This window comes from Pontibacter pudoricolor, assembly GCF_010092985.1.
GTDB classification, from domain to species: Bacteria; Bacteroidota; Bacteroidia; order Cytophagales; family Hymenobacteraceae; genus Pontibacter; species Pontibacter pudoricolor.
This window is the reverse complement of record NZ_CP048106.1, coordinates 1,021,528-1,041,324: the sequence shown is the minus strand read 5'-3', so window position 1 is coordinate 1,041,324 and position 19,797 is coordinate 1,021,528. Positions and strand designations below refer to the sequence as shown.

Annotated in this window: 16 protein-coding genes; 6 read left to right on the top strand and 10 right to left on the bottom strand. The window is 45.5% G+C overall.

The features are described 5' to 3' along the window. Positions 1-56 precede the first annotated feature (56 nt). Positions 57-716 (bottom strand): protein-L-isoaspartate(D-aspartate) O-methyltransferase, encoded by a 660-nt coding sequence (locus GSQ66_RS04530; protein WP_162426366.1) that lies wholly within the window; start codon positions 714-716, stop codon positions 57-59. Positions 717-887: 171 nt separating this feature from the next. Between GSQ66_RS04530 and GSQ66_RS04525 the strand changes: the two genes are divergently transcribed. Further along, complete coding sequence (locus GSQ66_RS04525) at positions 888-1,475, top strand: riboflavin synthase (RefSeq protein ID WP_162426365.1); 588 nt, start codon at positions 888-890, stop codon at positions 1,473-1,475. Between the two features lie 228 nt (positions 1,476-1,703). Here the strand turns inward: GSQ66_RS04525 and GSQ66_RS04520 are convergent, their stop codons facing one another. Both GSQ66_RS04520 and hemF read right to left on the bottom strand, forming a co-directional pair. After that, positions 1,704-2,285 carry a phosphatase PAP2 family protein gene (locus GSQ66_RS04520; RefSeq protein WP_162426364.1) on the bottom strand — a complete coding sequence of 194 codons (582 nt, stop codon included), beginning with the start codon at positions 2,283-2,285 and terminating at the stop codon, positions 1,704-1,706. 6 nt (positions 2,286-2,291) lie between these two features. Continuing rightward, the gene (hemF, locus tag GSQ66_RS04515) at positions 2,292-3,191 is read right to left on the bottom strand and encodes an oxygen-dependent coproporphyrinogen oxidase (protein ID WP_162426363.1); all 900 of its coding nucleotides are present in this window, start codon (positions 3,189-3,191) and stop codon (positions 2,292-2,294) included. A 207-nt stretch (positions 3,192-3,398) separates the two neighbouring features. Between hemF and GSQ66_RS04510 the strand changes: the two genes are divergently transcribed. Beyond that, entirely contained in the window at positions 3,399-5,477 is a 2,079-nt protein-coding gene (locus tag GSQ66_RS04510; protein ID WP_162426362.1) for an alpha-ketoacid dehydrogenase subunit alpha/beta, read from the top strand. Between the two features lie 247 nt (positions 5,478-5,724). On the opposite strand, the gene tamL is transcribed toward GSQ66_RS04510, so the two are convergent. Continuing rightward, positions 5,725-8,157, bottom strand: coding sequence for a translocation and assembly module lipoprotein TamL (gene tamL, locus GSQ66_RS04505; protein WP_238395812.1), 2,433 nt, complete (start codon positions 8,155-8,157; stop codon positions 5,725-5,727). 40 nt (positions 8,158-8,197) lie between these two features. On the opposite strand from tamL, the gene GSQ66_RS04500 reads away from it, so the two are divergent. Continuing rightward, entirely contained in the window at positions 8,198-8,908 is a 711-nt protein-coding gene (locus tag GSQ66_RS04500) for a TrmH family RNA methyltransferase (RefSeq protein WP_317164223.1), read from the top strand. 74 nt (positions 8,909-8,982) lie between these two features. On the opposite strand, the gene GSQ66_RS04495 is transcribed toward GSQ66_RS04500, so the two are convergent. The 4 genes from GSQ66_RS04495 to GSQ66_RS04480 all read right to left on the bottom strand — a co-directional run bounded on the left by GSQ66_RS04495 (position 8,983) and on the right by GSQ66_RS04480 (position 12,892). Beyond that, positions 8,983-10,107, bottom strand: a complete 1,125-nt coding sequence (locus GSQ66_RS04495) for an outer membrane beta-barrel protein (RefSeq protein ID WP_162426359.1) — start codon at positions 10,105-10,107, stop codon at positions 8,983-8,985. Positions 10,108-10,119: 12 nt separating this feature from the next. Beyond that, positions 10,120-10,989, bottom strand: coding sequence for a hypothetical protein (locus GSQ66_RS04490; protein ID WP_162426358.1), 870 nt, complete (start codon positions 10,987-10,989; stop codon positions 10,120-10,122). A gap of 15 nt (positions 10,990-11,004) precedes the next feature. Then, entirely contained in the window at positions 11,005-11,538 is a 534-nt protein-coding gene (locus GSQ66_RS04485) for an RNA polymerase sigma factor (protein WP_162426357.1), read from the bottom strand. A gap of 631 nt (positions 11,539-12,169) precedes the next feature. Next, the gene (locus GSQ66_RS04480) at positions 12,170-12,892 is read right to left on the bottom strand and encodes an arylesterase (RefSeq protein WP_202923403.1); all 723 of its coding nucleotides are present in this window, start codon (positions 12,890-12,892) and stop codon (positions 12,170-12,172) included. A gap of 138 nt (positions 12,893-13,030) precedes the next feature. Between GSQ66_RS04480 and GSQ66_RS04475 the strand changes: the two genes are divergently transcribed. The 3 genes from GSQ66_RS04475 (at position 13,031) to GSQ66_RS04465 (ending at position 17,365) form a co-directional block, all read left to right on the top strand. Beyond that, positions 13,031-13,729: an ABC transporter ATP-binding protein gene (locus GSQ66_RS04475; RefSeq protein ID WP_162426356.1), complete on the top strand. Its 699-nt coding sequence runs from the start codon at positions 13,031-13,033 to the stop codon at positions 13,727-13,729. A 142-nt stretch (positions 13,730-13,871) separates the two neighbouring features. Beyond that, the gene (locus tag GSQ66_RS04470) at positions 13,872-16,382 is read left to right on the top strand and encodes an ABC transporter permease (protein ID WP_162428926.1); all 2,511 of its coding nucleotides are present in this window, start codon (positions 13,872-13,874) and stop codon (positions 16,380-16,382) included. A 146-nt stretch (positions 16,383-16,528) separates the two neighbouring features. Continuing rightward, positions 16,529-17,365 (top strand): SDR family NAD(P)-dependent oxidoreductase, encoded by an 837-nt coding sequence (locus tag GSQ66_RS04465; RefSeq protein WP_162426355.1) that lies wholly within the window; start codon positions 16,529-16,531, stop codon positions 17,363-17,365. A 139-nt stretch (positions 17,366-17,504) separates the two neighbouring features. On the opposite strand, the gene GSQ66_RS04460 is transcribed toward GSQ66_RS04465, so the two are convergent. Both GSQ66_RS04460 and GSQ66_RS04455 read right to left on the bottom strand, forming a co-directional pair. Continuing rightward, the gene (locus tag GSQ66_RS04460; protein WP_162426354.1) at positions 17,505-17,867 is read right to left on the bottom strand and encodes a CoA-binding protein; all 363 of its coding nucleotides are present in this window, start codon (positions 17,865-17,867) and stop codon (positions 17,505-17,507) included. A gap of 94 nt (positions 17,868-17,961) precedes the next feature. Next, complete coding sequence (locus GSQ66_RS04455) at positions 17,962-19,539, bottom strand: NAD(P)/FAD-dependent oxidoreductase (RefSeq protein ID WP_162426353.1); 1,578 nt, start codon at positions 19,537-19,539, stop codon at positions 17,962-17,964. Positions 19,540-19,797 lie beyond the last annotated feature (258 nt).

The following is a 19,797-nucleotide window of genomic DNA, read 5'->3' as shown; positions in this document are numbered from 1 at the left end:
GCATCCAAACAAAAAACGCTCTTACCGAATTGACAAAAGTTAACTATAGAATAATATTAAGCGCCTGCATCCCAGCCTTCACGGCCCAGTAATGGCACAAATTTAAAGTCGTCGAAAGCTTCCTGCTCAAACTCAGTTTCTGTAGTTCTGGTAATGCGCAGCATTTTCTGGCTGCTCTCGTTGCCTACAGGAATAACCAGTATACCGCCAACATTGAGTTGTTTTAGCAGGCTACGGGGAACTACCGGCGCACCGGCAGTAACTATAATTTTATCGTAGGGCGCATGCATAGGCAGTCCTTCAGAACCATCACCATGAAACGTGTTTGGCTTTAAACCATACCTGGCAAAAAATCTCCGGGCTTTTTCGTAAAGTGGCTTGTTGTACTCTATCGTATAAACATTTGGCGTGATCTGCAATAAAACGCAACACTGGTAGCCAGAGCCTGTCCCTATCTCCAGTACTTTATCGGTTGGTCTTAGCCGGAGCATTTCAGTCTGAAAAGCCACGGTATAGGGTTGCGAAATCGTCTGGCCTTCACCTATCGGGAAAGCTTTGTCCTGGTAAGCCTGCTCTACAAAGGCTTTATCGAAAAAGAAGTGACGGGGCACTGCATCTATAGCAGCTAGTACGCGTTCGTCGCGGATTCCTTTCTGGCGAAGATGCTGCACCAGCCCGCGGCGCATTCCTTTGTGTTTATACAGATCAGTTTCCATTGTTAGTTTTACTTTGGCTATAGTTATGTGTACTGCCTGTAAGCTACAGGGGTTCTTATCTGCGAAAATAAGTAACAATAGCCTATTTTAACCTATAAATCGGAGTATTTGCCAGATAACTTTCTCTGAACTATCATTATCGCGTATCTTTGCGCTACAAACTATAGAACTATGTTTACCGGAATAATTGAAACGTTGGGCAAGGTAGAAGCCATCCGCCAAGAAGCCACCAACAAGCATTTTATACTTTCGTCCACTTTCACAAATGAGTTAAAAATTGACCAGAGCGTAGCTCATAACGGCGTGTGCCTTACCGTGGTAGCTATTAATGACGATAGTTATACTGTAACTGCTATTGATGAAACGCTACAGAAAACAAACCTGAACAGCCTGAAGGTAGGTGATGTGGTAAACCTGGAACGCTGCTTGCAGGCAAATGGCCGTTTCGACGGGCACGTAGTACAGGGCCACGTAGACCAGACGGGCATTTGTGAAAGCGTTACAGACGAGAATGGTAGTTGGAAATTTACCTTTTCGTATGATGCCAGCACTGGAAATGTAACCGTAGAAAAAGGTTCTATCTGTATAAATGGCATCAGCCTGACAGTTGTAGATTCCCAGGCAGACCGTTTCTCAGTGGCAATTATTCCTTATACTTTCGAGCACACCAATTTGCACAGTGTTAAACCTGGCGATACTGTAAATCTGGAATTTGATATTATTGGTAAGTATGTGGCCAGGCTGTTAGGGAAAGCCTAAACCATGGACCTAAGAAGATTTAAGTAAAGAGATTTTATTTGTAGAGACGCAAGGTATTGCGTCTCTTTTTTTGTCTGAAACAGGATTTTCAGGATTAAAGGATTGACAGGATTTTAAAAAAGGTCAATCCTTAACATTTCATAGTTTTTTCGCGCAAAAACAGACGGAAAGTATTGCTGATCTATATAGCTGGTTTTCTGAAAATCTTGGTTAATCTCCTTAATCTCTTTAATTACTGGTCCGAAACCAACTATACTTTTTCAGAACTATAGCATAGCCCAGCGAGCAGACATAGGCTGCAAAACTGCCAACTATAGCTCCGCCCAAAACATCACCCGGAAAATGCACACCCAGGTAAATCCGACTATAGGAAACTATAACAGCCCAGGCAATAAGAATAAATTTAAAAATAGCGTAACGGTCGGAGAGGATGAGGTTAAAGAAAACGGCAAAGCCAAAGGCATTGGCCGCATGCGAAGACATAAATCCAAACTTACCACCACAACCCGCTACCAGGTTTATAACATCAGACAAAGTTGCATCGTGGCAGGGGCGCAGGCGGGCAAAATACGGCTTAAAAATGCCGGAAGTGATACTATCGGCTAAGGCTATAGTTAGTACAGCCAGCAGCAGCATCGGTATGCTCTGGCGTTTATATTTCCAGATCACATAACCGATCAGACCCAGGTAAAAAGGTACCCACACGTATTTATCAGATGCAAAAACCATAACCGGGTCCCAGAATGGGGACTGCATATCGTTTAGGTAGACAAACAGCTCCTTGTCCAGCTCAATTAGCTTTTCCAGCATCTCAGTTTATAGTACGTTGATCCAGTCGATGTCTTTTTTCAGGTAATTGAGCGTCTGCTCTTCAGGGCTGCCTGGTTCCGGTTTATGGTTGTACACCCACGAGGCCAACTCTGGTAAACTCATTAATATAGATTCAATTCTGCCACCGGTCATTAACCCGAATTTGGTACCACGGTCATATACCAGGTTAAACTCCACGTACCGGCCTCGGCGAATCAGTTGCCATTTTTTCTGAGCTTCAGTAAAAGGCAGCTTACGGTTTTCGTTGATGATTTTAGTGTAAAATGGGGCAAATGCATACGCTACATCTTTCACAAAATCGAAACGTTGCTTTATGGTAAATTCTTCTGTTGCCATTAACCGGTCGAAGAAGATGCCGCCTACACCGCGAGTCTCGTTTCGGTGATCGTTGAAGAAATAATCATCGGCCCACTTTTTAAACGCAGGGTAATAGCTTGGGTGATGTTTATCGCATACCGCTTTCATGGCCTGGTGGAATTCCTGCGCCTGCTTCAGGTCTACATAAACAGGAGTAAGGTCGATGCCGCCGCCAAACCAGGCGTTGCCATTTCCGGCTTCAAAGTAGCGCACATTCATGTGAGTGATGGGCACCATCGGGTTGTGCGGGTGCATAACTACCGAAACACCGGTTGCAAAGAAGTTCGGGTCCGGCATTTCCAGCATTTTCAGAAACTGCGGAGACAACTGGCCGCCAACCGCCGAGAAGTTAACCCCACCTTTTTCAAGCACAGTTCCGTGCTCAATAATGCGCGTAATACCGCCACCGTGTTCGGCATGCTGCCACTCATCTGTCTGGAAAGTGGTACCACCATCGCAGTTTTCAAGGTCGCGTACCAAATCCAGCTGAAACTGGCGCATAAAGGCTTCTACTTCGTCTCTGAACATAATATTTTTATTGACGGTTTGACTTTTTGACAAAAGACAAAGGGCTTTAATCAATGATTTCCAGCCAAAAGTCTTTAATCCTTTGTCAATAAGTCTTTTGGCTGGAAGTTACAAAATTACTTAAATATGCGGGTTTTACAGAACGAACTATAGATTTTAGAAACAGGTTTGATTTTAGTATCTTCGGGCAAGACTAAAGTAAAAAAAATGTCACGAGATACACTGGAAGACTTTAAGGTGGATGTTGCCGTCCTGAAGAAAGCCTACCGCCTGATGATAACTGCCAAAACCATGGCAGACACTTACGAAGAAAACAAAGCGATCTGCAGCAAATATGTGCACAGCACCTCGCGTGGCCACGAAGCCATACAACTTGCAGCTGCTTTCCAGCTTAATTCTTACGATTATGCTGCGCTTTATTACCGCGACGATTCTGTGCTGTTGGGAATTGGTATGCAGCCTTATGAGCTCATGTTACAGTTAATGGCAAAAGCTGATGATCCTTTCTCAGGAGGTCGTACCTACTATGGCCACCCGTCATTAAGACGTGAAGGATTCCCTGTTATACCACACCAGAGCTCAGCCACCGGTATGCAGGCCATTCCGGCAACTGGAATGGCCCATGGTATTGCTTACCTGGAGAACCAGGGATTACTGAAAGGAGAAGAGAAACCGGTAGTACTTTGCTCGCTGGGCGATGGTTCAGTTACAGAAGGGGAGGTTGCAGAAGCATTCCAAATGGCGGTACTTAAAGGTTTACCTATCGTTTACCTGGTACAGGATAATGACTGGGGAATTTCGGCCACGGGCAAGGAAATGCGCGCCATGGACGCGTACGAATATGCTGCCGGCTTTAAAGGCATGGAGCGCCTCCGTGTAAACGGCTCCGACTTTGCCGAGTCGTTTGAAGGCATGCGTATTGCCTTTGAATATGCCCGCGAAGTGCGTAAGCCTATACTGGTACATGCTAAAGTTCCACTACTTGGTCATCATACCTCTGGCGTTCGCCGCGAGTGGTACCGCGGGGATAACCTGCAGGAACATGCTGTAAACGACCCGATCCCTAGGCTGAAGCAAACACTTTTAAGCCTTGATGTAACGGAAAATGAAATTGAAGCGCTGGAGCAGGAAGCACAACGTATAGTTGCCGCCGATTATCAGAAAGCTTTAGATGCGCCTGTACCTGATCCGTCTACTTTTGACCAGCACGAATTTGCCCCAACTCCGGTAACGGAAGAAAAAGGCGCACGCACGCCAGCAGGAGCAGAGAAAGCCATTATGGTGGATGCAGCATTGCATGCAGTAGATGATATTTTAAGAACTTATCCGGAAGCGTTATTTTATGGCCAGGATGTAGGCGGTGAACTGGGCGGTGTGTTCCGGGAAGCGGCGTTGCTGGCTAAAAAATATGGCGACGCACGTGTATTTAATACTCCAATCCAGGAAGCGTACATTGTTGGTTCTACAGCCGGAATGTCGGCGGTTGGTGCCAAGGCTATAGTTGAGATTCAGTTTGCGGACTATATCTGGCCAGGCATGAACCAGTTGGTGGAAGAACTCTCCAAAAGCTGCTACCTGTCGATGGGTAAATTCCCGATACAATCCGTTATCCGCGTGCCGATCGGTGCTTACGGTGGGGGTGGACCTTATCACTCAGGAAGTATAGAATCAACCTTGCTGACAATACGCGGCATAAAAGTGGTGTACCCGAGCAACGCTGCCGATATGAAAGGTTTGATGAAGGCAGCTTTCCTGGACCCGAACCCGGTTATCATGCTGGAACATAAGGGCCTGTACTGGTCTAAAGTAGCCGGAACTGAAGATGCCAAAACGATAGAGCCAGACGAAAACTATGTTCTGCCGCTGGGCAAGGCCAATGTAGTTCAGTTCGCTGATGAAGAGCAGATCAGATTGGGTAACTCCATGACCATTATTACTTATGGCATGGGCGTTTACTGGGCTAAAACAGCTTCTAAGCAATTCCCGGGCAGTATCGAAATACTGGATCTTCGTACGCTTAACCCGCTGGATTTTGACGCAGTATTGGCTTCTGTACGCCGCCATGGAAAAGCGCTGGTGTTAACCGAAGAGCCTTTGATGAACTCATTTGCAGAGTCGCTGGCCGGGCGAATCTCAAAAGAGTGTTTCCAGCAACTGGATGCCCCGGTTTATACCCTGGGTGCTGCCAACCTGCCGGCTATACCGCTGAATGTGGAGCTCGAGAAAATGATGCTGCCTAACCCTGAAAAGGTTGCGGCAACTATAGAAGACCTGCTGAACTACTAACTAGAGTTTAACTATAAACTAAAAGCCCTGCCAATTACGGCAGGGCTTTTTTGTTTTTAGCTGTTCAAGTTTATTTATATATGGACTTTAGCCTTTGCTGTGTGTTTCACCAGCATGAAATCTGGCAAGAGCTTACATGTTTGCGATAACACCTGTATCGGTTCATAAAAGATGCAAAATATTGCGTTTCTATGAAGTCTATAAAATCCTACAAATCCCCATTAATTCCGATGCAGATAATCTTTTCTTAGAATGGATAACCGATACCGATATTCAGGTTACTCTGGTTGCTTCTGCTTCTGGTAAAGAAATCAGAGAAGCGGAAATCGCCGAGTACAAACTTTTTACCGTTTATACCACCCGGATCATAAACCTTAGTGGCAAAGTCGAAGCGCAGTACCAGTACAGTTAAGTCGAACCTCAAACCAAAACCTGTACCCACTGCCAGCTCTTTATAGAAATTATTAAACTGAAAAGAGGAGCCAGGACGTTCCGGATCATTTTCGAGGGTCCAGATGTTACCGGCATCCACAAACAAGGCTCCGTTCAGAAAACTGAAAATATTAAAGCGATACTCTGTGCTGGCTTCAATCAGGATGTTGCCCGGCTGTTCAGACTCCACAAACTCTCTCGTATCGTCCACCTTAATTGAATCAATAAATGTTCCGGGGCCTAACCGGCGCGATTGCCAGGCACGTACACTTGATGCTCCTCCTGCAAAGAAATGTTTCTCATAAGGCAGCACCGTAGCATTTAAGATAGGGCTGGCAATACCTGTGTTTATACGATACACGAAATAGCGCTTATTACCAAGTGGTATGTAGCGTCGATAGTCTGGATTGAATCTTACAAACTGGAATGTCTCCAGGTTATTTATTCTAAGATCAACGCCAAGTTCCTGAGAGAGTCCGCCCACTTCAACCAAACCCCTGAAAAAACGGGCATTACGCGTTTGTGCAAAGTCGTTAGTGTTATATGTCAGGTTAAAAGACATGGAGCTGATAATACCACTTCTAAAACTTTCTGCAAAAGACCTGTAACGCTTCAAAGCTTTCTGGAAGTCGCCGGAGAAGGTGTTTGTATCGGCTTGAACTATAGTTAAGTTAAGTGGCGAGAAAATGTATTGCAGCGTAGGTGACTGCAAAGGAGTACGCGCTTTCTGCCAGATATAATCGAGGGAGAATTCGTAGCTGGAACGCTTGTATTCCTGACGGTCTACGTTTGTAAAACCAGTGTAAATACGGGTTCTCGGGCTATATTTAGATAACATGTTCCGTCCGCCTGGTGCAATTATGAAGGGAAAAGTAAGCGACATATCACCCCCAAATTCCTTGATCATGACAGTCTTCTGATCGTCAGTTAAGCTGATCTGTCCTTCAAAGCCACCACGAATTCCCAGGTCAAGATTTTCGGCACCACCAAACACATTACGCACCCGTAGCCTGATACTGGAAAAAGGACCGGGCGTTCGTTCGGTATAGTTTAACCCAAGCTCTGTAGTTTCCTGGAAACGTTTGGAGGGCAGGGCATTTATGTAAGCATTAAGCTGGTTGGTACTGGTACTATCCGCGGGGTCTGTAATTTTATTGTAAAGCACATTGTTAAACTGAAACACATCCAGGTCGGCGAGTTTACGTTGGGTGGTTGCCGTATTTAACTGGCTGTATTTATGGCCAGGGGAAATGTCTACTTTTTTATCCAGTATCCTGGTGGAGTATCTTTGTTTGTAGGCAACGTAATTAATGTTGTTATAAGTTATTGTGTCGCGCGGGATGCCAAAGCGGTCTGGGTCGGTTTTAAAGTAAACATTCTTTATAGAATAAACCTGATGTCTTCCGCCTGTTTCAGGATTCTGAATAATGGTTGTTACGTCACCAAAGTTGCCGGTATCAAGCGTATCAACTAAAAATTCAATATACGCCCGGGCAAAGTCATAGTACCCGTTGTTACGCAGCAAATCATATACCCTGGTGCGTTCCTCTGTTAAGCTTTCTTCGGTCAGTAGTTCATTAGATTTTAACTTCGAATCTTTTTGTGTAGCCTGCACAAGTGCCAGTACAGCTGAATCCGGGATGTTGTATTTAAAATTTCGGTAACGATAAGGTTCCTTCTCGCTGATGTTAAGTGTAACATAGACCAGTTTTCCCTTTTCAGCCTTCCTAAAATCAATGGTATGCTTAAAGTACCCGTTGGCGTTCATGAAAATAGATATCTGATCTATCGTCTGTACCATCAGGGTAGAGTCGTAGATGGCTGGAGGCTCACCAAGCTGCATCAGGAAATTACCTTCTTCTTTTTTCTCCCGCAGCCTGGCAATACGGTTACTGAAACGATTCCTGATGCGCTGTATCTTTGCCGAGTCAGTTCCGGCTTCCCGATACTTTGTGCGCCATTTTTCCTGCGTTTCCAGAATGCGCTCATCTATTTTTGGAGGGTTGTAAAACTTTTTGCCGATGTTGTATACGACCAGGTAAGGAGCAGAGCCCAGGAACATACGGTTGGGCTGCTGCTGGTATAAGTTCTCTATCTCAGCTACTTCAATTTGCTGCAGCCCCTGTGGTTTTATGCTTACCAACAGCTTTTCGTCCTCGCCCAGATCTTTGGTGGGTACGCAGCCTGCAGAAAACAAAATTGTAATTAACAGACCGAATATGTAAAATCGTGACTTCAAACGGACCACAGTTATGTTATCAAAAGCAGTTATCAAGTTTATAAACTCATTGCAAGTAAAAAAATACCGCAACCAACACCAAGCCTTTGTGGTGGAGGGAGCAAAAAGTGTTATCGAATTACTGCAATCCGGTTTTGAACTGCAGCATGTATACGTAACCGAAAGCTTTGAGAAAGAGCATGCCAGGTTATTAGGTAAAGGTATAACTTATGAAGTTGTAACGGAAGCGGACCTGGTGCGCGCCGGAACATATGCTACAAATAATGCTGCCCTGGCTGTTGCCCACATGCGCCAGCTGCCCGAACTTATAGTTGCTCCAACCGAGCTGGTAATAGCCCTGGACGACATCCGTGACCCCGGCAACCTTGGAACTATCATCCGGATAGCGGACTGGTACGGCATTGAAAAAATTATTTGTTCTGAAAACTGCGCTGACTTTTATAACCCAAAAGTAATTGCGGCCACCATGGGTTCTTTTACCCGTATGCAGGTGCATTACCTTAACCTCGAAAGCTGGCTTCAGCAACACACTAAAACCCACCGCATTTATGGTGCCTCTTTAGATGGCGATAACATCCATCAGATGAAACTACAGCCGCAGGGTATAGTTGTTATGGGCAACGAAGCGAATGGCATTCGTACAGAAGTAGCCAAACAGGTAAACCAGCTCATCAAGATTCCCGCTTTTGGCCAGGCAGAATCGTTGAATGTGGCAACCGCTACGGCTATCATCATCGATAATTTCAGGCGCTGGGTTTAAACTATAGTTGCAAAAAAAGAGAGCCCTAGACTAGAGCTCTCCTTTAACACAATCAATTTACAAATTTAAACTTCTTAGTTAAGTAAACGGAAACCAAAGCTGATAACATTCACCTGCGGTCCGCGCTCTTCTTTAAAGAGGTCATTCATATTATACTTTACAAACAGGCTAAGGTTGTTGTAACCAATAACACCGGTAGCACCATACTGGAAATCGCTCAGGTTAAAGCTGCCACGGTCTTTGTCTTTGGTTGAGTTGCCTTCGCGCTCATATTTTACTTTGCTGTGGCTGCCTAAGCGGTAACCTGCAAAACCACCCGCACCTATATGGAAACCATCTTTGCCATTGGCACGCTTAAATTTCAGCATCGGCATAAGCGGTATGTTTATGCTAGAAGTAGCCAGTTTAGATTTTTCATAGTTGATGTCGGCTACTTTCGTGAACTCTGTCACGTCATCTATGTCCTGAATGATCACATTCTTATCAAACATATAGTTGTTGAACGCGAACTCTACACCAGATACCAGGTAGAACGGACTTTTTTTGCCACCGATCTGCGAGATCATGTGTGAGTTTAAGCTTACATAACGAGAGCCCATTGGCTTAAGGTCCGGAACGAATAAGGTGTTTTCCTCATCAACAAAAGCATTCAGGCCAAGGTCAATATCAAAGTTGAATCGGGTTGCCTTATAGCTTTCCACGTGATCTTTTTCGTCAGAGTCACCGTCCTGGTCGCCAATATTTACCCTTGTGGTATCGCCATCTTCTTCAATCTCCACATCAATTTTTATGTTTTTGCCAAGCTTGATCTTGTGATGTTCTTTGGAAACTTTGCCTTTAGCGTCGGTTTCCTGTATCGTTACAGTTACTTCTTCAGCTGTATCTGTGTCGCCTTCTTTGGTATTAAAGGTAACCGTCATTTGCTTAGGGTTACCGTCCTGCTCGGCAACGCCTTCCATTTTATCTACCTGCTTTACATAGTTGTTCAGTTCGCGCATCAGCGAGTCCAGGCTATAGTTCTGGAACGCTTCAAGTTGCTTCATGTTCTTTAGTTGCAGGATCATTTTAGCGCCATTGGCCATTTTTACAACAATCGTGTCCTGGGTTCCGGCTCTGTTGGCAACGGTAAGGCCGCCTTTGGCAGACACACCGGTAGCTGCGGCCATGCAGATGGCCATTACAAGTAGTATTCGTTTCATGGTTTTAAGGGATTAGAGATTGATTACTTTTGAGATTTTCTGTTTTCCGATTTTTGTTTCGAGTGCAATTTTGTTGGCATTTACGCCCAGGTCAGAGAAGTCTACCTGCTCCCCGTTAGAGAGATTTTTTACCTGTTTAAAGATATTTTTGGCAAGGCGCTGCTTTTTCTGGAAAGAGCTGCTTTCTTCCGGCTCATTTGCCGATGCCATTGCAACTGGGTCGTCGTTTACAGTGCGCTTAATGATGATCTGAACCGGCTCGGCGCTGTTTGATGAAGCAAAAGCAACCGGCGTGTGTACTGCAGTTGGTAACTGAGGCTCCTCAACCTGTTGCGCTGAATTAGTAGTTCGCTGTGCCAGCATAGCGGGTTGTTTTATATCCTTCACTTTCACCCATTGCTGCTCAGCTTTTCTGCGTGGTTTGGCAACCGGCTTTTTAGCAATCGTTTTAGCAGGCTCTGCAACTATAGTTGGTTCTTCAGTTATAGTTGGCTCATCTATAATTTGTTCCGGCGTAGCAGCTGCTATCGTTTGTTCTGTACTTTTTGCTGTTTCATCCGGGGTTATAGTTTGTGCCGGCTCTGTAGTTTTCTTAGTTCCTAAATCAACCTGGGCTATAGTCTGGTCGGTAACAGTTTGCGGCTGATTGAACTTTAGAACCACACCCACAGCTATTAATAAAGCAATGGCAGCTGCAATAGCGTAGTACAAAAATCCGTACCTGCGTTTTTCTTCGTGCTGTTCCGGTTGTATCTGTGGTGCAGCCTGCGGCATTTCTGCCTCCATGCGTTCCTGCAGTCGGTTCCAGAGGTCAGCGGGTGGCGTAGGAGCCATCCGGCCCAGGCGCTCATTAAATAATTTATCTACTTCTTCAGGTTCCATAATTTTCCTCCTTTCTTAGCTGGCAATTGCTTCCTGCCCGGTCAGTCTTTTTTGTAACATGGCGCGGGCCTTGCTAAGTTGTGATTTTGATGTTCCTTCTGTTATGTTCAGCATGTCGGCGATCTCTTTATGAGAGTAGCCTTCAATGGCATATAAGTTAAACACGGCTCTGTAGCCGGCTGGTAGCGTGTGTAGTAATCCTAATAATTCGTTTTCGTTCAGGTCTTGGTCTGCGCCGCCGGTTCCGGCAATCTGTGTGTAACCGTCTTCAATGGCCAGGTGCAGTGGTTCTTTTTTCCTTAAAAAGCCCAGCGCTTCGTTTACCATAATCCGTCGTACCCATCCTTCAAAACTGCCTTTGGCTTCAAAGCGGTTTATGTTCTGATAAATCTTCATAAACCCGTTCAGTAAAGCTTCTTCTGCATCCATGTCGTTTTTAAGATAGCGCAAACAAACACCGTACATCTGCGAGGCATAGCGTTCGTAAAGCACCTTCTGCGCTTTACTGTCAGCCTGCTGGCATCCTGCTATTAATTCTGACTCTGTCACGCTGGGTAAAAGTTTAACTTATAATCTACTCGTTGTCTTGTTAATCGTCTCAGCATTTTGCTGCGCTTCTGAACCTAAGATGTAAGGTTTAGGCCGGAGGTTGCCTGAGGGATTATAAATTTCTTCTTTTTTTTAGATATAGCCTTATCACTAACTATAAATTATTGATTATCAACTATAAATATTTTTAATATCCTGGAAATAAAATATTCAAGAAGGGAGAGAGGCATTAAAGAGTTATGTAGAGACGCAATATTTTGCGTGTTTTAATATTAGCCAGCTGTTTAGTGTTTTATTTGTTCTGTGTTTACGCCCTTGCCGTGTTTTTTTACCAGCAAGTGTAAAGAGCAAGGTGATCGATTGTTGGTGATAACACCAACAAAGGCTCAAAACAATAAATGCATTCAGCAACTATAACCGTACAACTTTAGATTGGTAGTGTTTGGGCAAACTATAAATTACCGGCAAGTAGGAAAGGCCTGAAAACATAAAAGGCTCTCCGGGAGGAGAACCTTTTAGTAAGTTTATGAAAATATAATTTTCAACTTTTAGCCATACATACTAACGGGACTGTTAGAAGAAGGTTACGCTTGGTTGAAAAATTTGTGCAATTTTTTTTCAGAGCCTATAGTTACTGTGCCGGTTCCGGTATTACGATCGTTTCCAGTGCATTCCAAACGTTCTTAGCTAATATTTTCTGACCTTCCTCAGTAGGATGTATGCCATCATTCTGATTCAATTCCGGGTCACCGGCTACGCCTTCCAATAAAAAAGGGATCAGGGTAACACGCTCGTCTTTTTGCAGCCTTGTAAATACTTCCCCAAAAGAACGGGTGTATTTCTGGCCCATACTTGGTGGTAACATCATGCCTGCCAGGATGATCTGTACGTCCGGATTTTTGGCTCTAACTTTTTCTATGATCGTTTTCAGGTTCTTATAAGTACTTTCCGGATCAATACCGCGAAGACCGTCGTTTGCACCCAGTTCCAGTACAAAAATATCAACAGGTTTTTTGAGTAACCAATCAATCCGGCTTTTACCACCCGCTGAAGTTTCGCCGCTTACGCCTGCGTTAATTACTTTGTAAGGCAGATCAAGAGAATCCAGGCGTTGCTGAATGAGCGCTGGGAAAGCCTGTTGGGGCTCTAGTCCGTAACCGGCAGTAAGGCTGTTCCCGAAGAACAGGATCACTTTAGTATCTTCCTTTCTGGCAGCTACCTTACTGCCTTCTTTATTTCCTGCTACGGCTTCCTGGCCGGTTGCTGTCTGTTCTGTATTACTTTCCGTTTGGCTGCAACCAACTATAGTTAAGCTTAGTACCAGGGCCCAGATCCAATTATTTTTTAACTTCACGCTTTATCTTTTTAGTTGTAATTTTATAGCTTATTCCTGTTAAACATATAACGAACATAAACAGTTATTACGTTTTAGCCAAACAACATATCTTTTGCCTTCGTTTTTCTCTGGTATACACCTTATAACTTAACAACATTGTCTACAATACTCGATATTCAGAACCTGACCAAAACGTACGACTCCGGCGACCGCCACCTTACGGTATTGCAGGACATTAATTTTTCGTTGCAGGCCGGCGATACCTGTTCTATAGTTGGTCCGTCGGGCAGTGGTAAAACGACGCTGCTCGGCTTATGTGCCGGCCTCGACAGGGCAAGCTCCGGCTCGGTTATTCTGAATGGCGTAAAGCTGGACAACATGAGCGAAGATGAGCGTGCGCAGGTTCGGAATATGTATGTAGGTTTCGTGTTCCAGAATTTCCAATTGATACCCACTTTAACGGCCCTGGAGAATGTGATGGTGCCCCTGGAGCTACGTGGCGAGCGAAATGTACAGAAACAGGCGCTGGAATTATTAGGCCGTGTAGGACTGGCAGAGCGCTCTGACCATTACCCGACCCAACTTTCAGGTGGAGAGCAGCAGCGTGTATCTATAGCAAGGGCATTCTCTAACAGGCCAACCATCCTTTTTGCCGATGAGCCAACCGGAAACCTGGACGAAGAAACCGGCACGCGCGTAGAGCAACTACTTTTCGACCTGAACAGAGAAGCCGGAACCACACTTGTGCTGGTAACGCACGACCTGGAGCTGGCTGAGAAAACCAACCGCATTATCCGAATAAAAGGCGGGCTTATCGTTTCGGACCAGCTAAAGACTCTAATGAGTAATGACTAATGACTAATAACTAATAACTTATTCGAATTAAAACCCATTTATTATTCATTAATCATTACTAACTAATCATTACAACCGCGTGTCTGACAACTATATACATCTTCCTGATAAACCTAAGCTTAACGTGCGCTGGCTGCTGCTGATGGCCTGGCGCGACAGCCGCCGTAACCGGGGTAAACTGGCGCTATTCATTTCCTCTATAGTTCTTGGTATTGCGGCGCTGGTGGCTATCAATTCGTTTAGCGATAACCTGAGTACCGATATAGACAAACAGGCAAAGTCATTGATCGGGGCAGACCTGGTAATGGCAGGCAATAAACCACCGGAAGGAGAGATTAAAACCCTGATTGATTCAATTTCAGTGGGCGGGGACAGGTCGGATGAAGTGCGCTTTGTATCGATGGTGTTCTTCAATGCATCGCAAAGCACCCGGTTGGTACAAGTTCGTGCCCTCGAAGGTGGCTTTCCGTACTATGGCGCTATCGAAACCGAGCCTAAGGAGGCAAGCAGAAACTTCCGGAAGGGCAGACGTGCGCTGGTTGATAATACCTTACTGCTCCAATTCAATACCAAACCCGGCGACTCTATCCGGGTTGGCAATCTTACGTTTGAAATTGCAGGGGCTTTACACAAAATTCCGGGGCAATCGGCTGTTACGGCAACTATAGCTCCTGCGGTTTACATCCCAAGAGAGTACCTGGAAGCTACCGGATTGTTACAGAAAGGCAGCCGCATCAGCTATTATCATTACTTTAAACTCCCTGCCAAAACTGACGCCGACAAACTGGTTAAAAAACTGGAGCCACGCCTGGACGAAGAGGGAATTGCCTTTGATACCGTAAAAAGCCGGCAGGAAAGTACCGGTAAAGCGTATAGCGACCTGGCAAGTTTCCTGGCGCTGGTTGGGTTTGTGGCGTTGCTGTTGGGCTGCGTGGGTGTGGCAAGTGCCGTGCATGTGTACATCCGTGAAAAGCTGGCAACTATAGGTGTACTGCGCTGCATCGGGGTTAGTGGCAAACAGGCTTTTCTGATCTACTTGTTCCAGGTAATGGCTATGGGATTGATAGGTGCTGTTATCGGAGCCATTCTTGGCAGCCTGATACAGTTGTACTTACCGCAGTTATTCCAGGCTTTCCTTCCCGTAGAGGTTACTGTTTCGGTATCATGGGCAGCTATTGCTGAAGGTATTGGGATTGGGGTGCTGGTTTCGGTTTTATTTGCCCTGCTGCCGTTGCTAACTATACGCAATGTTTCCCCGATCATCACCCTGCGCTCCAGTGTAGAGCACCTTACCAACCAGAAAGACCCGTTGCGTTTAGCCGTTTATGGGTTGATACTTTTGTTTGTGTTAGTGTTCGCCTATTTTCAGTTAGGTACCTGGCTGCGGGCGCTGGCTTTTACAGGTGGTGTTGTAGTTGGATTTATAGTGCTGGCCTTGCTGGCGCGTGGCATGATGTGGCTGGTAAAACGGTTTTTCCCGGTAAACTGGGGCTATGTATGGCGCCAGAGCCTTGCTAACTTATACAGACCCAATAATCAAACATTATTGCTGACAGTTTCTATTGGTCTGGGTACAGCGCTAATTGCTACACTTGTGCTGATGCAGCGCCTTTTGATTTCAGAGGTTGCCATAGCTGGCAGCGAACATCAGCCTAATCTTGTTTTATTCGATATTCAGACTGCTCAGAAACAGGGCGTGGTAGATATGGTCAGAAAAGAAGGGTTGCCGGTGCAGCAATTAGTACCAGTTGTCACCATGCGCCTCGAGGAAATGAACGGCCTTACCGGAAACGACGTGCGAAAGGATACAACTCTGGAAATCCCGGACTGGGCTTTTACCCGTGAGTACCGCGTAACTTACCGCGATACCTTAATAGATTCTGAATCCAGTGCTGAAGGGGAGTGGAAAGGGGAAGTATCTGCAGACACCGAAGTTATACCGATCTCGTTAGAAGACAGATATGCCGAAAGACTTAAAGTAAAGCTTGGCGACACGATGGTATTTAACGTGCAGGGTGCTTTAATGAAAACACGTGTGGCCCATCTCCGCGAAATCGAATGGAACCGTGTACAGAGTAACTTCCTGGTGCTTTTCCCTAAAGGCGTGCTGGAAGACGCTCCACAGTTTTATATCCTGATGACGCGTACCAAATCAGACCAGCAATCAGCTGATTTTCAGCGTGCGCTTGTGCAGCATTTCCCGAATGTTTCTGCCATAGACTTAGACCTTATTCTGCAGACGCTGGATGATATCCTGGGCAAAATCTCTTTTGTGATCCGTTTCATGGCCCTGTTCAGTATCAGTACGGGTTTGCTGGTGCTGATTGGCTCGGTCAATATCAGTAAATTCCAAAGGGTGCAGGAAAGTGTGCTGCTGCGTACCTTAGGTGCCAGTCGTAAACAGATACTAACTATCACGGCTTTCGAATACCTGCTGCTAGGCGCTTTGGCTTCTGGCACAGGTGTGGTGCTGGCAGTAATTGCCAGTTGGGCGCTGGCAGTGTTCAGCTTCGAAGTAAGTTTTGTGCCTGTATTGTGGCCACTTATTCCGGTATTTATCGGTATTACGCTGCTTACAGTAATCATAGGCATTCTGAACAGTCGCGGAATATTAAGCAGGCCGCCATTAGAGGTCCTTCGCCGCGAAGTTTAGTTCTAAGCCGGTTACCTGGTCAATGTTGCCTTTTGCTCTGTTTGCTAATGGCTTTATAGTTAGGAAGTAACCTTCAGCTTGTTGTAGGTGTAAACTTATACTTCCGGTAATGGTAGATGCGTTATCCGGGAGTATAAAATATAACTATGAAAACAATGGAAGGTAACAATCAGAAGACCGTACTCATTACGGGAGCATCCAACGGTTTCGGGATGGAATTTGCCAGGCAGTTTGCCAAAGACAAGTACAACCTGGTGCTGGTGGCGCGCAGCGAAGACCGCTTAAAAGAGCTCGGCTATAGTTTGCAGGACGAATACCAGTTAGACCATGTTTGTATCGTACAATCAGATCTATCGCGACCTGAGGCTCCGCAGGAGATTTATGACCAGCTAAAGCAGAAAGGAATAACGGTGGATGTGCTGGTAAACAATGCCGGTGCCGGTTTACATGGTTTTTTCCATGAAACAGATCTTATCCGGGAGTTGGAGATCATCCAACTTAACATCAGCTCGGTTGTACACCTGACCAAGCTTTTCCTGAAAGATATGGTGGCACGCGACGAAGGAAAAATATTGAATGTGGCCTCTATCGTTTCCTTTATGCCGTCGCCGCTGATGTCGGTTTACGCTGCATCCAAAGCCTTCGTACTTTCCTTTACAGAAGCGCTGCAAAACGAATTGAAAGACAAGAACATAACAGTAACAGCGCTTTGCCCGGGGCCTAGTGATACTTATTTCTTTAAACGTGCCGAAGCCGAAAATACACGGGCTGCAAACGGACCAATGTCATCGCCGGAGGACGTTGCCAGAGATGGTTATACCGCTTTAATGAAAGGAGAGTCGCGTATAGTTCCGGGGATGATGAATAAAGTGCAGGCAGGTGCCTCTAATTTATTGCCGGATAGCGCACTTGCATCCACAATGCGTTACCAGATGGAGGAAATGCAGGAGGAAGACAGGAAAACGCCGGAAAGCAGGCTTTAAACTATAGAAAACAAAAAAGGGATCTTTATCAGATCCCTTTTTCTTTGTTAAACATAAGACAACTAATGCCATCTGCTTAACTTACACTTATTTATACGGATGCCTTTTTCGGTAGGTTATAGTTTGAGCCGAAAAAATTTTAGTAGGTGCTGCTGGCCAGCATAACAAGGGTGCAGTGGTGTAAAGCTTCTATGCCATTATCTTCAGCCAGTTGCTCTAATTCGCGGTTTTCTGTGCCCGGGTTAAAAATAATGCGTTTTGGTTTAAGGCCTATAATGTAGTCGTACCAAACGGGTTGATTCTGTGGACCCACGTATAGTGTAACCGTATCAACATTATCTACCTTCTGGGTTTTATCTGTAATTATCTGGAGTCCTTCTACCGTCGCATTTTTAATACCAACCGGCACCACTTCGTGCCCGTGCTGTTTAAGTCGGTTTATGGCTTTATACGAATAGCGTGATGGATTATCCGAGGCTCCCAGCACTACTGTCTTTTTCATAGTTATTACTTTAAATAGAACAAAGTATATAGTTAGTTTACAGTTACTTCTATAGTTTAGTTTTAAATCAACTCTTTCTAAAGCCGGTACAAAACTATAGCACGCGTTTTACTTTGGCTGCGATCATTTCCGCGCAACGCTCGCCATCCATGGCAGCAGAAACGATACCACCCGCATAACCTGCTCCTTCGCCACAAGGGTACAGGTTCTTTATCGTTACGTGTTCCAGTGTTTCCTTATCTCTCGGGATCCTGACAGGTGAAGAGGTACGGCTTTCCACGCCAACGATCTGGGCATCGTTGCTCAGGTAGCCACGCATTTTATTACCAAAACCTTTAAAACCTTCACGTAAACGGTACGCCATGTCCTCAGAGAACAGTTCGTTCATATCTACAGATGCGAGGCCGGGTTGGTACGACGTTTCGAGCAAAGATTTACTTACTTTACCGTTTGTAAAATCCTGTAACAACTGGGCAGGAGCGACCTGCGTGCCACCTGCCATCTGGCACGCCTTCTGTTCCAGGGCTTGCTGCATATGCAAACCGGCAAAGGGACCATATTTTTCAAGCTCCATATCTTCCAGCTCAATAGCCACTACTATCCCCGAGTTGGCAAATTTAGAATCGCGGCGACTCGGCGACATACCGTTAACCACCACCTCGCCAGGTGCCGTTGCAGACGGAACAATAAATCCGCCCGGGCACATACAGAACGAGAAAATACCACGTTGCCTGTTATTGTAAACCGTTTGCTGCACCAGGGCATAAGACGAAGCAGGCAGATAAGGTCCGCGGTCGTCGCATTTATACTGAATGCTATCTATAAGGCTCTGCTGATGCTCCACGCGCACACCCATGGCAAAAGGCTTGGCTTCTATAGTTACCCCTGATGCGTGCAACGTTTCAAAAATGTCGCGGGCACTGTGGCCTGTCGCCAAAATCACCGATTCGCCAATATATTCCTGGCCATCCTGTGTCACAACGCCTTTCATTTCGCCACGTTCAACTATAAAATCGGTCACGCGCATATCAAAAAGCACTTCGCCGCCGGCTTCCCGCACCGTTTCACGGAGAGCTTCTATGATCTTGGGTAGTTTATTGGTGCCAATGTGTGGGTGCGCATCGAAAAGGATATCCGGGGTAGCGCCATGCTGCACAAATATCTGGAGGATACGGAGCAGGTCGCCACGCTTTTTAGAACGGGTGTATAATTTACCGTCAGAGTACGTTCCGGCACCACCTTCGCCAAAGCAATAATTGGAATCCGGGTTTACAATATGTTCTTTATTGATTGCGGCCAGGTCGCGTCGACGGCTTCTTACATCTTTACCACGCTCAAGAACTATAGGTTTCAGACCTAACTCAATGCAACGCAGGGCTGCAAACAAACCGGCTGGACCTGCGCCAACTATAATGACAGCCTTCTCTTTCGAAACATCGCCATACCTATAAACCGGGGAAATAATTTCAGCAGGAGGGTTATCTAAGTACAGATCAGCTTTGACACGGACCAAAACCTGGCGACCGCGTGCATCTATCGAGCGTTTTATGCGGTGAAGGAATTTTACGTCTTCCGGGCTAAGCTTAGCGCTTTTAAGTAATTCGTGTTCCAGTTGAGCAGCATCAAATGCCACTTCAGGAGCCAGTACCAGCTCCAGTTCTTTTTTTCTCATGTAAGTCAGGTAAGGTAGTTAACCTTAAACTTTTTGATTAATTGCTAAATGGCTGAATGGTTAAAAAATACATCCAGCTATAGTTTGACGATAACACTACAAAGGTAATGCTAATTCAATTTATAATAAAAAAGACCTCACAGATCGCGAAGACACTGTGAGGTCCTTTATATAATATTTGTCATCTCGACGATAGGAGAGATCTATCTCAACTATAGGTAGTAATAGATTTCTCGCTTTGGCTCGAAATGACAATTA